The sequence below is a fragment of the Aquimarina atlantica genome, assembly GCF_000626715.1.
Taxonomy (GTDB): Bacteria; Bacteroidota; Bacteroidia; order Flavobacteriales; family Flavobacteriaceae; genus Aquimarina; species Aquimarina atlantica.
Genome location: NZ_AQRA01000008.1, coordinates 234,214 through 252,867, shown reverse-complemented (window position 1 = coordinate 252,867; position 18,654 = coordinate 234,214). Strand labels below are relative to the sequence as shown.

The 18,654-nt window shown below is 32.9% G+C and carries 19 protein-coding genes; 5 read left to right on the top strand and 14 right to left on the bottom strand.

The genetic code is table 11. The features are described from left to right. Positions 1–1,305, bottom strand: coding sequence for a TolC family protein (locus ATO12_RS19155; protein WP_051575958.1), 1,305 nt, complete (start codon positions 1,303–1,305; stop codon positions 1–3). Positions 1,306–1,578: 273 nt separating this feature from the next. Between ATO12_RS19155 and ATO12_RS19150 the strand changes: the two genes are divergently transcribed. Both ATO12_RS19150 and ATO12_RS19145 read left to right on the top strand, forming a co-directional pair. Beyond that, positions 1,579–2,943, top strand: a complete 1,365-nt coding sequence (locus ATO12_RS19150) for a sigma-54-dependent transcriptional regulator (RefSeq protein ID WP_034245083.1) — start codon at positions 1,579–1,581, stop codon at positions 2,941–2,943. Continuing rightward, complete coding sequence (locus ATO12_RS19145) at positions 2,943–4,295, top strand: sensor histidine kinase (protein ID WP_034245080.1); 1,353 nt, start codon at positions 2,943–2,945, stop codon at positions 4,293–4,295. The genes ATO12_RS19150 and ATO12_RS19145 overlap by 1 nt, the downstream gene beginning before the upstream one ends. Positions 4,296–4,301: 6 nt before the next feature. On the opposite strand, the gene ATO12_RS19140 is transcribed toward ATO12_RS19145, so the two are convergent. From ATO12_RS19140 to hemA, 9 genes are all read right to left on the bottom strand, one after another. Further along, entirely contained in the window at positions 4,302–4,709 is a 408-nt protein-coding gene (locus ATO12_RS19140; protein WP_131248864.1) for a hypothetical protein, read from the bottom strand. Positions 4,710–4,754: 45 nt separating this feature from the next. Beyond that, positions 4,755–5,357 (bottom strand): hypothetical protein, encoded by a 603-nt coding sequence (locus ATO12_RS19135; RefSeq protein ID WP_034245076.1) that lies wholly within the window; start codon positions 5,355–5,357, stop codon positions 4,755–4,757. A gap of 307 nt (positions 5,358–5,664) precedes the next feature. Further along, entirely contained in the window at positions 5,665–6,567 is a 903-nt protein-coding gene (gene hemF / locus ATO12_RS19130) for an oxygen-dependent coproporphyrinogen oxidase (protein WP_034245074.1), read from the bottom strand. Positions 6,568–6,627: 60 nt separating this feature from the next. Continuing rightward, positions 6,628–7,416 (bottom strand): EI24 domain-containing protein, encoded by a 789-nt coding sequence (locus ATO12_RS19125; RefSeq protein WP_034245070.1) that lies wholly within the window; start codon positions 7,414–7,416, stop codon positions 6,628–6,630. 78 nt (positions 7,417–7,494) lie between these two features. Then, the gene (locus ATO12_RS19120; RefSeq protein WP_034245067.1) at positions 7,495–7,998 is read right to left on the bottom strand and encodes a DUF6973 domain-containing protein; all 504 of its coding nucleotides are present in this window, start codon (positions 7,996–7,998) and stop codon (positions 7,495–7,497) included. 2 nt (positions 7,999–8,000) lie between these two features. Continuing rightward, positions 8,001–9,032 carry a uroporphyrinogen decarboxylase gene (gene hemE / locus ATO12_RS19115; protein ID WP_034245063.1) on the bottom strand — a complete coding sequence of 344 codons (1,032 nt, stop codon included), beginning with the start codon at positions 9,030–9,032 and terminating at the stop codon, positions 8,001–8,003. A gap of 38 nt (positions 9,033–9,070) precedes the next feature. Next, complete coding sequence (locus ATO12_RS19110) at positions 9,071–9,733, bottom strand: uroporphyrinogen-III synthase (protein WP_034245061.1); 663 nt, start codon at positions 9,731–9,733, stop codon at positions 9,071–9,073. Position 9,734: 1 nt separating this feature from the next. Then, the gene (gene hemC / locus ATO12_RS19105; protein WP_034245059.1) at positions 9,735–10,646 is read right to left on the bottom strand and encodes a hydroxymethylbilane synthase; all 912 of its coding nucleotides are present in this window, start codon (positions 10,644–10,646) and stop codon (positions 9,735–9,737) included. Positions 10,647–10,648: 2 nt separating this feature from the next. Then, positions 10,649–11,899: a glutamyl-tRNA reductase gene (hemA, locus tag ATO12_RS19100; protein ID WP_034245057.1), complete on the bottom strand. Its 1,251-nt coding sequence runs from the start codon at positions 11,897–11,899 to the stop codon at positions 10,649–10,651. A gap of 203 nt (positions 11,900–12,102) precedes the next feature. Between hemA and ATO12_RS19095 the strand changes: the two genes are divergently transcribed. Continuing rightward, positions 12,103–12,993, top strand: a complete 891-nt coding sequence (locus ATO12_RS19095; RefSeq protein ID WP_034245054.1) for an AraC family transcriptional regulator — start codon at positions 12,103–12,105, stop codon at positions 12,991–12,993. Between the two features lie 7 nt (positions 12,994–13,000). On the opposite strand, the gene ATO12_RS19090 is transcribed toward ATO12_RS19095, so the two are convergent. Then, complete coding sequence (locus ATO12_RS19090; RefSeq protein WP_034245051.1) at positions 13,001–13,180, bottom strand: hypothetical protein; 180 nt, start codon at positions 13,178–13,180, stop codon at positions 13,001–13,003. A 201-nt stretch (positions 13,181–13,381) separates the two neighbouring features. Here ATO12_RS19090 and hemH point away from each other — a divergent pair, with 201 nt between their 5' ends. Further along, a complete protein-coding gene (gene hemH / locus ATO12_RS19085; protein ID WP_034245048.1) occupies positions 13,382–14,419 on the top strand; it encodes a ferrochelatase in 1,038 nt (345 codons plus the stop codon). Further along, positions 14,419–15,807 (top strand): MATE family efflux transporter, encoded by a 1,389-nt coding sequence (locus ATO12_RS19080; RefSeq protein WP_034245046.1) that lies wholly within the window; start codon positions 14,419–14,421, stop codon positions 15,805–15,807. Before hemH ends, ATO12_RS19080 begins: the two co-directional genes overlap by 1 nt. A gap of 6 nt (positions 15,808–15,813) precedes the next feature. On the opposite strand, the gene ATO12_RS19075 is transcribed toward ATO12_RS19080, so the two are convergent. The 3 genes from ATO12_RS19075 to ATO12_RS19065 all read right to left on the bottom strand — a co-directional run bounded on the left by ATO12_RS19075 (position 15,814) and on the right by ATO12_RS19065 (position 18,525). After that, positions 15,814–16,236, bottom strand: coding sequence for a nuclear transport factor 2 family protein (locus ATO12_RS19075; protein ID WP_051575955.1), 423 nt, complete (start codon positions 16,234–16,236; stop codon positions 15,814–15,816). A 25-nt stretch (positions 16,237–16,261) separates the two neighbouring features. Continuing rightward, on the bottom strand, positions 16,262–17,422 hold the full coding sequence (locus ATO12_RS19070) for a PQQ-dependent sugar dehydrogenase (RefSeq protein ID WP_051575954.1): 1,161 nt from the start codon (positions 17,420–17,422) through the stop codon (positions 16,262–16,264). 89 nt (positions 17,423–17,511) lie between these two features. Further along, positions 17,512–18,525 (bottom strand): helix-turn-helix domain-containing protein, encoded by a 1,014-nt coding sequence (locus ATO12_RS19065; RefSeq protein ID WP_034245043.1) that lies wholly within the window; start codon positions 18,523–18,525, stop codon positions 17,512–17,514. Positions 18,526–18,654: the final 129 nt, after the last annotated feature.

Genomic DNA, 18,654 nt, shown 5'->3' with positions numbered 1-18,654 from the left:
TTATTGTGCTCTATTTATATTAAAAACAGGTAATCCGTTATAAAAATCTAATGTGCTTTCGTTTACTTTTAAACGTAATTGTACCTGTAGGTTTTCGTTTTGTGAATTGGCTAATAAGTTTTTAGACTGGTTAAGTTCTATAGCACTTATTAATCCTTTTTCATATCTCTTTTGTGCGATCTTAAAGCTTAGAACCTGTGCGTTCATTTTTTGCGAACTCTGTCGGTATTCTGTACGTAATGCATCTCCTTCCTGAACAAGCTGTTGTATTAATTTAAACAGTTCTTGTTTTTGAATGTCAAAATTATTGTCTGCTCTCATCATCTCTACCTTTTGTTGTTTTACGCGTGAACGATTTGACCATCCATTACTAATAGGAATATTAAGTGAAACTCCAACATACTTCGAGACATTGTCTTTAATCTGATTGTTAAAAGAAATTACTCTTCCTGTATTCTCGTTAACATTGGTTTCAAAATATCCTGTTTGATATCCTGCAAAAAAAGACAGAGAGGGATACAAGCCCCCTCTGGCTATGGCTAATTGCTTCTTGGCTGCTTTCGCTTTTAACTCTTGCGCTTTTATGATAGGAACAAAAGTTGTGGCTTTATTGTAAATAGAATCTCTATTTACTCGAAAAACATCCACATTATCATCGGCTTCTATAGGAGAAGATTGAATAGAAATAGTAGTGACATCTTCTAAGTTCATTTCTTGTATGAGCTTAAGTTTTGCTGCTGCTACATTATTTTCATTTTGGGTAACCAATAATTGATCGGCTAATAATGCAGATTCTGCTTCATACAAATCGGCTTTTGCTTTTTGACCAAGTTCTACTTGTCTTTTTACGAGTGTATAATTAGTATCAGATACTTCTTCTTGTTCTTTAGAAATGGTTAAAAGTCCTTCCATAAACTGAATATCATAAAAAGCAGACATCACTCTAAATGCCAGTAGGTATTTTTGATGTAATACTTCTTCATTTGCTGCTTTATGCAAAAATTTTGAAGCTTTGATCGTATTTATTTTTTGAAAACCTCTAAACAAATCAATTTCTGCATTTAACCTATAATTATTAGAGAAAAAATCAGTATTTACAATATTGTTATTATTGGGATCTACCGATCTTCCGTATCGAATGTTATAATCTGAAAATGCATTGATATTTGGCAACAAATTTCTTACTGATTGCCGATATGTTTCCTTGTTAGCATCCTGATTGTATTTAAAATCCTTGAGCTGTAAATTATGACCTACTGCATAGGCTACACAGTCATCTAATGACCATGATTCTTGAGAATACATCGTATTTGATATCAAGATCAAGAGAAGGAATAAGATTTTGTTTTTAAAATTTACCATTTATAAACTCTTAAATAACGTTTTGATGCCAAACCATAACCTAACGCCATGCCAAAAACATAAAACACTATTTATCAGTAATTTACAAAACAAAATATTAATATAGAATTTTGGAAATGTAAAATTTTTATACAAATAGTGTCAAATAATTTTACACCTCTATACGAGTACTGTCTCAAATTTGTAGTTTTACTATGTTAACTTAAATAATAAGTAATGCAGGATGGAAAAATTTTAATAATTGATGACAATAAGAGTGTCTTAAGCGCATTAGAAATTTTATTGCAGTTTGAGTACAAGCACATTAAAACGATTTCTAATCCGAATCAAATTTCTTCATTACAAAATTTAAGTGATTTTGATATTGTGGCATTAGACATGAATTTTTCTGCAGGTGTCAACACAGGAAATGAAGGTTTATTCTGGCTCAGAGAAATAAAGAAAAAAGCTCCTCATACTTCGGTAATTATGATGACCGCTTATGGTGCTGTCGATCTTGCTGTAAAGGCATTAAAAGAAGGAGCTTCTGATTTTGTATTAAAACCCTGGAATAATGAGAAGCTACTGGCAACAATAAAATCTGCTTTTTTGCTTCGTAAATCCAGAAAAGAAGTTCAAGAACTAAAACAGAAAGAAAACCACCTGAAACAAGTTATTAATCAAGATAGTAATTATATTATTGGTAATTCTAAAGCATTAACCGCTGTCTTGAATCTAGTTAGAAAAGTGGCAAAAACAGATGTTAATGTTTTGATCACAGGTGAAAATGGAACAGGAAAAGAATTAATAGCCCGAGAATTACACAGGATGTCTCCCCGAAAAAACGAAATTTTTATTGGAGTAGACATGGGTTCAATATCAGAAACATTATTTGAAAGTGAACTTTTTGGTCATACCAAAGGTGCTTTTACAGATGCCAAAGAAGATCGTGCAGGAAAGTTTGAAGCAGCAAATAACGGTTCTTTGTTTCTTGACGAAATCGGAAACTTATCGCTACAAACACAAGCCAAACTATTATCTGCAATACAAAACAGAACGGTTGTAAGAGTTGGTTCTAATAAACCCATTCCCGTAAACATACGCCTGGTTTGTGCCACCAATTGCAACCTTAATCAGATGGTAGATGAGGGTATTTTTCGTGAAGATTTATTATATAGGATAAATACGATTCATATTGAAGTACCTCCGTTAAGAGAACGAGATAATGATATCCTGATACTTGCAGACTTTTATTTAAAAAAATTCGCAACAAAATATGGTAAACCATCACTTAGAATAAATACTGCTGCCGAAGAAAAACTAATGGGATATCGCTGGCCAGGAAATGTAAGAGAGTTACAACATACCATAGAAAGAGCCGTAATTTTATGTGAAGGAAATGTATTGAAACCAACAGATTTTTTATTGAGTAATAATCCTGGAATTTCTTTAGATAAAGGCCCCGAAACTCTTGATGAAATGGAACAGCTTATGATTGCTAAAGCGCTTGATAAACATAATGGGAATTATAGTGCTGCTGCAAATCAACTTGGTATTTCGAGACAGACTTTATATAACAAAATAAAAAAATCAGAAAACTAATGGTTAGCCAGAATATCTACACACAACTAATCCTAAGAGTAGTAATGCTTTCCTTAACTGCACTGATATTAGCTTTTGTGTTTTTTAAAGAATTGTATGTCTTATCTTTTCTTGCTCTATTATTTTTTTCATTACAAACTATATTTTTAATCAAATATCTAAACTATAATAATAGAAAGATTGCTTATTTTTTTAATTCAATCAAGAATGAAGATTTCACACTTCGATTTCCTGAAAAAGGAGCCCCAAAATCGTTTAACGAATTAAATCAAAGTCTTAATAGTCTTAATGATGTAATTCGAAAAGTACACTTAAAAAACCAAACACAGGAACAGTATTACCAGGAAATACTAAAACAAGCAGAGATTGGTATTTTGACTTTTAATCATAAAGGGCATATTCTTTTTAACAATCCTAAGGTCGAAAAATTACTAAATTATACTCCCCTAAATCATATAAAACAACTCGTACAGGTTGATAAAAAATTGTATGACTTATTTAATAATATTAAACCATTCGAACGAAAACTTTTTCAACTCACCAACGAGCGAGAGACGATACAGCTATCTATTAAATCTTCGGAAATAGTATTAAATAATGAAGTTTTAAGATTAATAACTATACAAGATATTCATAACGAATTAGATGAAAAAGAAACAGATTCATGGATAAAACTCATTAGAGTTTTGACTCATGAAATTATGAATTCTGTTACTCCCATTACTTCAATATCAGAATCTATTTTGGGATATTATAAAGATAAAAGTGGGATCATACCGGTTACAGAAATTGATGAAAATAAAATCCATAATACTGCAAAAGGATTAGAAGTAATCAAAAATCAAGGAAATGATTTAATGAGTTTTGTACAATCGTATCGTAGTTTTCTAAATGTACCTGTACCCGATAAGAAAATAATTAAAGTAGAAAAATTATTAGAAAAGGTAAAAGTTTTGATGAGCCAGGAGATTGATTTTAATGTCATTTCTTTTGACATTCTAAATACCACAGAAGATCTCGAAATTTATGCAGACGAAAAGCTAATTACCCAGATATTGCTGAACCTTTGTAAAAATGCAATTCAAGCTTTAAAAGATACCGAAAAAGCAACTCTTATATTTATTGTTGGAATTACTTCTGAAGGGAAAAAATATATAACAGTTAAAGATAATGGCCCGGGCATACACCCAGATATCATGAGCCAGATATTTATCCCTTTTTATACCACAAAAAATGAAGGTACAGGTATAGGTTTAAGTCTTTCTAAACAAATTATGCATATGCACGGAGGTAGCCTAACAGTTCATTCTATACCTAATAGGGAGACTTCTTTTTCATTACTTTTTGAGTAATATTATTTATTTTACCGTATCAAGTTTTAGTGTTTTAAGTAAAGCATCAAAGTAGTAATCTTCCTGATCTGGTATGATTACTACTTTATACGCTGTATTTTTTATAATATAATGTGAGGAGGTATCGGGGTCTAATATTTTAGAATGACGATTAACGATCTTTTGAATAAAGTCATTAATAAAAAGTACTTCATCGTAACTTATCTCTCTGCGATATGTAGGTTTATCACTTTTATAAACTAGATAATCATTCCTAAAACTAAGAGATTTTTTATCCCCGGTATGGCTGTTAAACTCAAAAGTAAAATCTTTGGATGCAAATATTTTATTAATATTTTCTACCGTTGGCTCTACACTACGAGCACAACTCACAATGAAAATAACAACAAAAACCATCTTTATTCTATGCATCATCTATAAAAAGAAACAAGATAAAAGATATATTATTATCTCCCTATCTTATTTTGAAGCAAATCGTTTTATAGAACTTTCAAAATCAATATCCTCTAGATTACTAATCAACAATCCAATTCCTCCGGATTTTGATGCAACGATATATTCTGTTTGGAATTTTCTATCTTTTTTATAAGCTTTTAAATATTTAAGTTTAACTACTTTTGAAGTTGGAGTAAAGAAAAAACGACCGTGAATTCTTTTATATTTTACTTCCTGAATATTAGATTCGTCTTGCAATTGATCATTAAGTGCAGCAACAACCCTAGCAGCTCTATGCTCATCAAATTGATAAAAATCACAAGTATAGATAAATACATAGTTTTCTACGTTATTTTGATCTACAAATAGTTCGAAGTCTACTTTTTTATCTTCTATTTTTTTTAATTCATGTAAAGCAACCTTTTTAAATTTTGGTTTATTTTTTAATGAATCTAATCTGCTTTTAAATTCTTCGGGAGATGTTTTAGAATAGGCACTGGTAAGCACAATAGTATTATTTCTAAATTCGATTGTGTTTTTCGAAAACTTAGAAAACTTAGATTCTTTGGGTAAAAATTCGCATCCTACGACAAGGATTACGATTAGCAATAGTAGAATTTTTTTCATAAGGCATTTGTGTTAATTAATATAACATTTTATAGATAAGCCCTAAATGATTGTCTTGCAAGTTAATAAAAAAAAATCACATAATTGTCATTCAGCCGAATTTTTAAACACTTTAACCGGTTTTTTCTTTCTATTTTAAGTTTTAAGTAAGTATTATATGGCATTATAGACCGAGATAAAAAAGCCAATTATCACATTTTTTATATTTAGATTAGGGATAAAATTTACTGTATTAAAACTAATGTCTTCTTCTCATTGATTAAGAAAAAACGCTTTTTCTACAGTAATTTCAAGTTGTTTCGGGGGATTATACCCAATCTATTGGGTTTGTTAGTACTTCTACCAATCGCGCTTCTTCACTACCCGTTTCTGGGTGGTAATCATATCGCCACTGTACATGAGGAGGAAGACTCATCAAAATACTTTCTATTCTTCCATTGGTTTTTAACCCAAATAGAGTTCCTTTATCATGTACCAGATTAAATTCTACGTAACGTCCGCGTCTAATCTCCTGCCAATCTCTATGTGTTTTGGTATACGGCAGCTTTTTTCTTTTTTCTACAATTGGAGTATATGCCTCTAAAAAGCTATTTCCTATTTCGGTTACAAAATCATACCAATTTTGCATTGACATCGCATCATTGGCCTTACAATAATCAAAAAATAAACCTCCAACCCCTCGACCTTCTCCACGATGTGCATTATAGAAATACTCATCACATTTCTTTTTATATACAGCATAAAAATCTGGATCATGTTTATCACAAGAATCTTTACATACCTGGTGAAAATGTCTTGCATCTTCATCAAACAAATAGTATGGTGTTAAATCCTGTCCTCCTCCAAACCAGCTATCTACAATGGTTCCGTTTTTGTCATACATTTCAAAATAACGCCAATTAGCATGTACTGTTGGTACCATTGGACTTTTGGGGTGTAGTACTAATGATAAACCACAGGCAAAAAAATCAACATCATCTACGTTAAAATAGCTTTGCATGGCTTTGGGGAGTGCTCCATGAACTCCAGAAATATTTACACCTCCTTTTTCGAATACATTTCCATTTTCGATCACACGTGTTCTTCCTCCTCCACCTTCAGGGCGTTCCCAAAGATCTTCCTGAAATTTAGCTTTACCATCTATTTCTTCTAATTTTGAAGTTATAGTATCTTGTAAATCTTGTATGTATTGATAAAACGTATCTTTCATTATAATTATATAAATATTCTAACCAGATCTTAGAAATTCGGCGTAAAAGTAACCTTACTATTATGCTTCAATTTTAGAAACTTTCTCTGGTGTACTTTTTAGTTTAATTAATTCTTTTTCTTTCAAAATTCTCACCGTTTCTGTAGAAGCAGCTACCACAGATATAGGCAATGTGATAATAAATCCTACAACGGGTATAAAGAGCATCAATACAAATACAACACCATTGCCAATTGCGGTTCCTCTATTTTTTCTTACAAACTGGATACTTTCTTTGTAATTAAAATGACGTTCCATCGTATAATCCATATTACCAAAACCTACATAATAGGCTTGTATTAAAAAGATTAATATTGTTCCTACAATACCAATAACCGGAATAAAACTTAAAATAATCAACGGAATCATAAATAATAATTCTCTAAATAGATTTCGTACATTAATACGGATCCCTCTGGATAATTGTTGACTAAACGATGTATTACGGTGCGAATGATTTGTTTCTCCCAGAAGATGTGTTTCTACTTTTTCTGAAACCGGACTCATAAATGGAGCAGATAATGCCATTACAATATGTTTATATAGTATTAATCCTATCACCAGGATTAATACCCCACCAATATATGTACTAATGGTTGCAAATGTTTCTGATCCCCATTCCCAAACCCAAATCCGAGCAATTAAAGCTCCCAGATTACCTGAAAAGAAATATACTAATGCTACAAAAGATAATCCTGTGATTACGCTTATCAAAATAGGAATAACAAAAAATTTCCATAATCCCAGTTTTGAAATAAGTTTAAACGTTCCGAAATAAGCTTTGATCCCGTTAATGATATTTTTAAACATTGGTCATTGTATTTTGATTGATTTACTCTTTTATATAAGTAGTCTTTTTATCATTTTTGTTTCAATTCTGGAAAAATTTCAAGATCCAGTATCGACTTCCAAAAGATAAACCAATTTATCTTTATGATCCAGTATTTCTTTACTATCTGTTACTTTCTTAGCTTTTTTAGTGTTTTCCTTTAAAAAAATGACTATTTCTTCTTCAGAAGAAGCAGTTAACTCCAAAAAATATGTTCTACCAATTTCGTTGTTATGCAAATCCATGGCGGTATCAAGAGGTTTATTTGGAGCCAGTTTTTCATGTAAATCAGTTATTTTTTGCGCCCAGCTTACAGATTTTTCTTTGTTTTTGGTTATTCTAAAGGTAGTTCGACAAATCAATATATTCCATAATGCATGTCGAAAAGCATTAGCTTTTCCGTTTTTATGATGTGCTTTTCCATAATGCAAATCACAAATGATCATGGTTGTTCTTGTAGCTTTTAATGTTGGATAGACTAGCAAAGGATTCTGAAGCATTATCCTTGTTAGCTTAAGGATTTGCCTAAAACTCAATCGTTTTAACAGGCTCCTAATACCCATTCTTATGCTTGGTATTCTTTTACCGCATCTACAAATGCCTGGGCATTCTCTACAGGGATATTAGGTAAAATCCCATGTCCTAAATTAGCGATATAACGATCTTTACCAAAAGCATCTACCATTTGTTTAACCATTTTTTTAATTTCTGCAGGTGGGGATAATAATCTCGAAGGATCAAAATTACCTTGTAGTGTTATATTTCCTCCGGTAAGATAACGAGCATTACGTGCAGAACAAGTCCAGTCTACTCCAAGAGCTGCAGCTCCCGATTGCGCCATTTCTTGTAATGCAAACCAGCATCCTTTTCCGAAAACGATCACTTCGGTTTCTGCTTTTAATGCATCTACAATTTGTTGAATATATTTCCATGAGAATTCCTGGTAATCTACTGGTGATAACATTCCTCCCCAGCTATCAAATACCTGAACCGCGTTAACTCCTGTTGCTACCTTCGCTTTAAGATATGCAATAGTAGTATCGGTAATCTTTTGCAATAATTGGTGCGCTGCCTCTGGTTGCGTAAAACATAATTCTTTGGCCTTATCAAAGTTTTTAGATCCTTGCCCTTGTACTGCATAGCATAAAATTGTCCATGGTGAACCTGCAAAACCAATTAAAGGAACACGATTATCCAAACGTTCTTTGGTTAGTTTTATCGCGTCCATTACATATCCTAATTCTTCGTAGACATCGGGAACAATTACCTGTTCTACATCTGCCAAAGATCGAATTGGATTAGGAAGCCAGGGGCCAATCCCGTCTTTCATTTCGACCTCGATATTCATAGCCTGCGGGATTACCAAAATATCACTAAACAAGATTGCTGCATCGGGACCAATGATATCTATAGGCTGTACGGTGATCTCTGCAGCCAATTCTGGTGTTCTACAACGTGTAAAAAAATCATATTTTGCTTTTAGTGCACGAAATTCTGGTAAATATCGTCCTGCCTGGCGCATCATCCAAACTGGTGGGCGTTCTACGGTTTCTCCTTTTAGTGCTCTAAGAAATAAATCGTTTTTAAGTTGTGTCATAGCTATTGTGAATTTTCGACTTTGCAAAAATTACTTTATTATTTATTTTTAGTAAAATGTTTTACGGCTTGAACAATTACGTTCTCTACCGTAGGTTTGTTTGCAACAATGATATTATCTGTATGCTTTTTGGCTTCAGAAGCAGTCGTATTTCCTATACAAAACGAAATACTTTTTCCTATTTTATTTTCTGAAGTATAGCTTTGAATTCCGGATGGACTAAAAAACAATATTCCATCAAATGAACGAGTAAATTTATTCGATTTTAACTGTGTTTTATATACAATCTGCTCTTTTACCTCAACATTATTTTGTTTTAAAAGATCTGGTAACTCATCTCTTCTTAAGTTTCCGCAAAAAAACAAAAACGAGTCATTTTTGTACTTTTTTATAATGATTTTGGCCAAATCTGATGCATTTTGAGCAGTTTCTACCACATTTAAGCCATTTTCTTCCAAAAGCTTTTTAGTATTATCTCCTACGCAAAAACAATTTGAAATGATCATTCCTACACTTTTAATTGCTTTTACAGCATTCTTGCTTGTAAAAATTGCATTCTGGATTGTATGTTTAACTGTAATTTCTAAAAGCTCAATAGTAATGGCTTCATATTCAACAAATCCAAGACCAGTATTTAACAACAACTCTTTTTGAGCTGCAGAAAGCTTTTTGGTTGACAGTATTGTTGGTGAAGTATTCAATCTATCCTATTTCTGCTTTTATCTCTTTCATCAATTCATGTCCTCCGTTATTCAATATTTCCTGGGCGCATATCTTTCCCAGGTGATCCACATCTTCAATTTTTACTTCTTTATTCACTTCAATCTTATCGCTTCCGTCAAGACTAAACAAAGCTCCTGTAAAGTAGATAATATTCTCTTTAATTTGTGCAAGTGCTCCTATTGGTGCGGTACAACCTCCTTCTAATTCTCGCAAAAATTCGCGTTCGATATGTACACATATTTCAGATGGGCTATCATTTAAATTTGACAATGCCTTTCTGCAATACTCATCTTCTTCTTTTGCAACAACTAACATTGCTCCTTGTGCTGGTGCAGGAATCATCCAATCCAGATCAATATAATTATCGGGTTTTAGATCAATGCGTTCTAATCCAGCGGCCGCAAATATGGCACCATTCCAACTATTATTGTTAAGCTTTTGCATACGCGTATTTACATTACCACGCAGATCAACTACTGTATGTGTTGGGTATTTATGTAACCATTGTGCTTTTCTTCGTAGACTTCCGGTAGCAATTGTTCCTTCATTTTCTAAAAAACCCAAACCCTTGTGGACCAGGATATCTTGTACATTTGCACGTTTTAAAACTGCAGCTTCTACAATTCCTTTTGGTAAAATCGTCGGGACATCCTTCATTGAATGTACTGCAATATCAATATCGCCTTGTAACATGGCTATATCTAATGTTTTGGTAAAAATCCCGGTAATTCCTAATTCGTACAATGGTTTATCCAATATGATATCTCCGGTTGATTTAACAGGGATCAAGTGTGTTTTATACCCTAGTTCTTCTAAACTTTTTTGTACGGTATTTGCTTGCCAAAGTGCTAATTCACTATCTCTGGTGCCTATGCGAATCGTTTTTGCCAAAGTTATTTGTTTTGTAATTGAAATACTTTCTGAATCAACTCTATGCTTTCATCTGCCGAAGTGTTATCATCTTTAAGATGATTGGCAAAATGATTCGTGATTTTCTGAATGATTCGGCTACTAATAATATCTGCCTGTTCTTCATCAAAATCTGCATATTTTTTTCGTTGTAGATTAATTTCTGCATCTTTTAATGTAGATAATTTATTTTTAAGCGCCTTAATAGTAGGAGCAAATTTTCTAGTTTCTAACCAACTATCAAATTCTGTTTTTACTTCTTCTATAATAACTTCGGCTTGCGGGATGTATTGTTTTCTTCTTTGTAATGTATCATCTGTCATTTTTGACAAATGATCAAGGTGTACCAAAGTTACGTTAGGTAACTCAACTACATCATCTGATACATTTTTTGGAATAGACAAATCTAAAATCAACAATGGCTTTTGCGAATGAATGAGTTGTTTAGAAATGGTAGGATTCTGCGCTCCCGTAGCCACAATAAGAACATCTGTATTTGTTATCTCTGACTGAATATTAGCATAATCCTTTACAACAAGGTTAAATTTTCCTGCTATTTTTTCTGCTTTATCCTTTGTTCGGTTAATCAATGTGATATGGTCATTCTTGGTATGTTTTACCAAATTCTCACAGGTATTTCTACCTATTTTACCTGTCCCGAAAAGCACTATTTTCTTGTCTGAAATGTTTTCTACATTCTTAAGAATATATTGAACTGAGGCAAAAGAAACTGAGGTTGCTCCTGATGAAATCTCAGTCTCATTCTTGATGCGTTTGCTTGCCTGAATTACGGCATTGACAAGTCTTTCAAGAAAAGGATTAGTAACTTCTGCTTTTTTAGAAGCTTTAAAACTTTTTTTTAGCTGACTTATAATTTCAAAATCTCCTAATATCTGACTATCCAGACCTGTACCAACTTTAAATAAATGTGATACTGCTTTACTATTTTTATGTACATATGCTACTTTTTCGAACTCTTCTACGGTTCCATGAGTATGTTCGCAAAGTAACTTGATTAATTGAAATGGATGTTGAGCAAAACCATGTAATTCTGTTCGATTACAGGTAGAAGTAACAAGCAAGGCCTCAATGCCTTCTTTTTTTGCTTGTCGTAGTATTCCTTCTTTGGCTTCTTCGTTTACACTAAAATGACCTCTGATCTCTGCATCAGCCTTTTTATAACTAAGTCCAATAGTGTAAAAATTTGTTCCTTTCGCTCTTGAGTGAGACTCCATGCAGTCAATTCTATTATATTCCATAACAAAAGTATTTTAGATATGTCAGAAAAAATAACGCCAGAAGAATTTTAAGTGTCGAAAAACGTTGTTTAAGATATTTTTTGCAAAAAAATGAGTAAAAACCCTTATTTTTGTGTAGGTGCCAGAGATTCTTATATCGACAGTTTAGACTCATTCTAAATAAATAAAATTTTGTAATTATGGAAATTGAACTAAAAAATAACGCTCCAGGGATTCTAGAAGAAACTCAAATCGAAGATGGTTTTCATATCCTAAAATTTCAAAATGAAACCAGTGAAAATCAACGAGTTGTAAGAGATATCGATAGTAGTCTTATTCAGTTTCATTTCTGTATTAAGGGGGGAATTAAATTCAACTTTAATAACGGAAGCTATGCCATAAATCTTTCTGAAGAAAATTCGCTTCTTCTCTATAATCCACAACGCGATCTTCCTATGAATCTCGAAATGGAAAAAGATTCCTGGTTGATCACTATCCTTATTTCTATTAAAAAATTCCACTCTTTATTTTCTAAAGAAGCAGATTATATTCCTTTTCTTGGGGAAGGAAACCGTGATAAAAAATATTATACCGATGCCAAAATTTCTCCTTCAATGGCTGTGGTATTAAATCAAATTATGAACTATAATTTACATCAGTCGATTAAGTTATTATATTTTAAAGGAAAAGCATATGAATTATTAAGTCTCTATTTTAATAGACCGGGAGATGCAGACGTAGAGCAGTGTCCATTTTTGGTAGATGAAGAAAATGTATTAAAAATCCGGAAAGCTAAAGAAATTATTATCACTCGTATGGCAGAACCTCCTACACTTCAGGAGTTATCTAATGAGATTGGACTACCTCTTAAAAAACTTAAAGACGGATTTAAACAAATTTATGGTGAACCGGTATATACATTCTTGTTTGATTACAAAATGGAGGTAGCCCGACAACTATTAGCCTCGGGAAGCCATAATGTAAATGAAGTAGGTTTAAAAGTTGGATATAGTACTGCTAGCCATTTTATAGCTGCATTTAAAAAGAAATTTGGCACTACTCCAAAAAAATATGTGATGAGCTTAAACTAAAACTCATTTAGTCGAATGATTCTCCTCTAGGAATACCAACTCCTTTTTGTAAGGATACTATTGAATCATACATTCCCTGATCATCATCAGAAGCATCTGCTAAAACAGATACAAAATCAAACTGCTCTAACAACTCCAGAATAAAGGGTAGTTTATCTTTTTCGACATCTACAATTATACGTTTCATCTTTGCTTTTTTTAATCACCTAAAAATACTAAAATAAAACTATCCAACTTTCGGTTTGCCAGAATTTAACGTATTTTAAGTTCTGTTTAGTTTTTAATAGGATTATACACTAATTCTACAATACCACTATCAAAAAGTCTTATCACTTTTAGTATCATTCCTCTTTATAGTTTGTATTTTTGTGTATGCAAAAAGAAAATTATGAGTAAAGGAGTTCTCCTTGTTAATCTTGGATCACCAGATAGTACTGATCCAAAGGATGTAAAAAAATACCTTGGTGAATTTTTGATGGATCCCAGAGTAATTGATGTTCCGTTATGGGCGCGAACATTACTGGTAAAAGGGATTATCTTAAATACCCGACCAAAAAAATCGGCAGAAGCTTATAAAAAAATCTGGTGGGACGAAGGTTCTCCGCTAATCGTACTATCAGAAAGATTACAGAAAAAAGTAGCAGATCGTACTTCGATCCCTATTGGTTTAGCCATGCGTTATGGCTCGATGAATATCAAAAAAGGATTGCAGGAATTACATGACAAAGGTGTAAATGAAGTCATGATTATCCCGCTTTACCCTCAATTTGCTATGGCAACTACAGAAACCATTTTAGTACTTGCCGAAAAATTGCAAAAAGAGTACTTCCCTAATATGAAGCTTATCGATGTTCCTGCTTTTTATAATAAACCAGAATATATTAATGTCCTTTCAAAAAGTATAACCGAAAAACTAGAAGGTATTGAATATGAACACCTTTTATTTAGTTACCATGGAGTACCCGAGAGACATATTCGAAAAAGTGACATTAGCAATGGAAATTGTAAAATGGATGGCAAATGTTGCTTTAAAAAAGGATCAGAACAACATAAGTTTTGCTATCGTCATCAATGTGAAATGACAACTGTACAAGTAGCAAAAAAACTTGGGCTTAAAAATGGAACTTACTCTACCTCTTATCAATCCCGCTTAGGCTTTGATCCTTGGTTAAAGCCTTATACCGATCGTACTATAGAACGTATGGGAAAAGAAGGAATAAAAAAAATGGCTATCGTAACTCCGGCATTTGTATCAGATTGCCTGGAAACCTTAGAAGAAATAGCCATGGAAGGAGAAGAAATTTTTCACGAAGTTGGTGGTAAAGAATTCACAACTATTCCTTGTCTTAATGATCGTGATGATTGGGCAGATCTACTTGCAAATTGGGTAAACGAATGGGTCGCTGTTAAAACCCAAACAGCATAATGGCAAAAATAACTTCTGAAGCTCTCGGGATAGAGCCTGTTGGGAAATTGCTAATAAAGCAAGCAGTCCCGGCATCTATAGGAATATTAGTGATGTCACTTAATATCTTAATAGATTCGATCTTTGTTGGTAACTGGATCGGTTCTATTGCTATTGCAGCTATTAATGTGGTACTACCTGTATCCTTTTTTATTGCTGCATTAGGAATGTCTATAGGTGTAGGAGGTTCTAGTATAATTTCTAGAGCATTAGGTGCTAATAATAAAGAAAAAGCACTCAAAACCTTCGGAAACCAGATTACTCTTTCTCTGCTTTTTATGGTTTCTTTGGTGGTCTTAGGTTTGGTCTTTGTCGATGATATTATTCCAAAATTTGGTGGCAAAGGAGATATTTTTGAGCCAGCAAAAATTTACTACACTATTATTTTATATGGTGTACCCATCCTTGGTTTTGCCATGATGGGTAATACAGTGATCAGAGCAGAAGGAAAGCCCAAATTTGCTATGACGGCTATGATCATCCCAACAGTCAGTAATCTGTTTATGGATTATCTTTTTATTAACGTAATGGATATGGGAATGCACGGTGCTGCATGGGCAACAACAGGCTCGTATCTTGCCTGTTTTTTATATATATTTTGGTTTTTCAGTTCTAAAAACTCTGAATTAAAAATTAGTTTTCGTCATCTTGGCCTGCAGAAAGAGATCGTTTCAGAAATTGCTTCACTTGGTGGAGTAACTCTAGCCAGGCAAGCCGTGGTAAGTATTACTTATTTATTAATGAATAATATTTTATTCGATCTCGGGCAAGAAGGTCTGGTAGCAGTATATGCTATCATTGGTCGGATGTTAATGTTTGCCTTATTCCCTGTATTTGGAGTTACACAAGGATTCTTACCCATTGCAGGGTATAATTACGGCGCAAAACGTTATCCTCGTGTTCGAGAATCTATTAATACCGCTATCAAATATGCTGCAATTTTGGCTACCTTAGTTTTTATAGGATTAATGATTTTTCCGGCAGAAATAACAACTTTATTTCTGAGTAACAATCCTAATCTGGCTCCTAAAGAATTAGCTCTAAATCAATATGTATTATCTCATACTGCAGAACCTATGCGCTGGGTATTTGCAGCGACTCCTATTATTGCACTTCAGCTTATTGGAGCTGCCTATTTTCAAGCTGTAGGAAAAGCAATTCCTGCTTTATTACTTACCTTATCAAGACAAGGTTTCTTTTTTATTCCTCTTATTTTAATTCTTCCTAAATTTTATGGAGAATTAGGAGTTTGGATTTCTTTCCCGATTGCAGATATCCTGGCAACTCTGGTTACCGGGTATTTTCTGAACCGGGAAGTGAGAACTAAACTTATTACAGAAAGTAGTTAGTTATTTTTACTTTTTAGTTGTAGCCGCTTTGCTAATAATTTTCCATACTCCGTCAATCTTTTTCAGAAGAAAAACATCTATATATCGTACATCTTTACCTTCTATCAAAATTTCTGCTTTTGCCATAGCAATATCATTTTCTCTATCTACAGATAGTATTTTACCTGTTCTACCATTAAATTTTCCTTGCTCTCTTTTTTCAAACCATGAAGCATATTCTTGAATAGGTACAATCCATAGTTTTTTCTCCTTGTGAGTAAGGAACAAATTCGCTTCATCATAAAAAGCTTCTTTAATTGTTTCGGGTTTATTATATGAAGTTCCTTCTAGGTATTTATTAATCGAAGAGCGTATATTATCATCTTCTGATTGCGCAATGGTGATGTTACAGCTAATTAAAAATAGGGTTATCCAAAAATAGGTTTTCATGTGTTTTTGTTTATTTATATTAAGGTTATTGATTATTTTTTATTCTTAAGATTTTCCCATTAGGTTCATCGGTTAGCAGATAGAGTTTTCCTTCTGGGCTTTGTGCTATTTTTCTAGATCGTATTCTATCGTCGGTAAATAATTCTTCGGCACTTTTTATGGTTTTATTTTCAATTCTAAATCTCCACAAACTTCCTCTACTCAATCCAGGAACGAGCAAATCATTTTTCCATTCGGGAAATTCATCTCCTGTATAAAATAGGAGTCCAGTAGGCGCAACAGTGTGCTGCCAATACCAAATGGGATCTGTAAATACAGCTCCTTCAATTTTAGGAGGATAATAGTCTTTACTTCTATAACCTCCTGTAGTTATAATCGGCCATCCATAATTAGCTCCAGATTTTAGCATATTAACCTCATCTCCCTGTCGGGTACCATGCTCACTAAACCATATCTCCCCTGTTTCTGGATGTGTTGTTATCCCCTGTGCAGCTCTAATCCCAATGGCATAAACTCCAGGAACCGCAATTGCACCAAAATCAGGATTATCATCGGGTATACTTCCATCGGGGTTTATTCGATAGATTTTCCCTCGTTTATCGGTTATATCTTGAGCAATAGGCATTTCGGGTTCATCAATTTCTTTATACAATCGTTCTCCTATAGTGATATATAATTTACCATCGGGCCCAAAAGTCATCCCTCCCCCGTAATGAAAATATTCTCTTGTAAAAGGTCCGGCTTCGAGCAATGTTTTTATACTAGTTAAAGAATCTTTTTTTAGTACTGCACGCACTACTTTTGTGGTACTTCCTTCTCCTTTCCTTTTTGCTGCATAGGATAGATATACGTATTTATTGTTGCCGAAATCAGGATCCAGTAATACTTCAAAAATACCAGAATTATCTCCTCCTGTAATGACTCTAATACTATCAGTAAGGTCGCGTGGAAACCCTTTAATCATTCTTTTTTCTTTTGAAATAAGGTTCACTTTAACCAAGTCTCCATCTTTTTCAGATACCAGAACTTCATCTTCTGATAAAAAAGCAATACTCCAGGGATGCTTAAGGCTATCTATTACGATTTCTTTTGTTGGACGTGTTTTTGTTTGTAAAACTTCTGAAGGTTTTTCAATTTTAGTGCATACTGTCACCATCAAAAACAGTACGAATATTGATGTATTCATGAATATCATTTTGAATTTTTCTGAACGCAAAATCCAAAAGACTTTATCAAAACTCTTTAAAAAACACGATCTTTAAAACGAAAAATCAATTAAGCAGCACTATATTGAGTTCTATATTGTGAAGGGGTAAGCTTAGTTTCGGCCTTAAAAGCAAGATTAAAAGATGTAACATTACCAAAACCGCAATCATAAGCTACAGTAGCAATTTTTTCTAATGCATACTCAGAATCTACCAGCAATTTTTTGGCTTTTGTTATTCGAAAATGATTTACAAACTCAGAGAAATTCTTTTGCTCATTCTCGTTGATCACCTGAGATAGTTCTCTAGAAGAAACCGATAATTTTTCTGCTATAGTTTTTAACGAAATACTACTATCCAAATAAGTTTTCTCATTTTCAAATAGTTCCTTTACACGATGAAGCAATTCTTTAGAAGTTTCCCGATCAATTTTAGAATTGCTATATTTTTCTAAGGCAAAAACATGTCTTTTTAAAAGCAGATAAGAAAACATATATATTAAAAATGAAAAAGAAATAGCACCTAAAATATAAAAAGGGATCAACCTCAGAAAAATACCGAGATACAGTACCCAGGTCAAACTAACTCCAACCACAATGTTTCTATACCATTTTAAAAGTTGAGGATTTACGTCGTTTGTGATTCTTAAAATAGTTTTCCAGCAAATAGATAGATAGATTCCAAAATGAAGGAGGACCAAAGAATATGCAACATATGATAGTATATCTCCATTATTAGGAATAAAAGGACTACATAAAACAAATAATCCAAAAGGTATTAAATGAATATAATGTTGGTTCGAAAATGTTTGTTGTTTCTCAAAAAGAGTTTTTCCATAAAACCAAAGAAAAGGGCCTACTGCCAATATTGTCGAAATAGCCAAATTCCTTAATCTGGGGTCAACATCTATGTAATTATGAAAAACGGATTTCCCTATCCGTATCGTTAATCCTAACAATACCAAAGCCAAAAATACATTTGCTTTTCTATTTCCTTTTTTAAGCGTAAACAGATAAAAACATAAGAAAAGTGCCTGAATAACTCCCAGACAACTCAAGACAAGTATAAAACCTTCTATAACCATGCTTCAAAATTAGAAATGATCTTAATAGCTAAGGTTAAAATTACGTGAAAATCTTTTGGAATAATTTTTAATTCCTGACTTTAGTATCCCATCAAATCTATTTTGTCTATAATTTCTCTGAAAATGCAA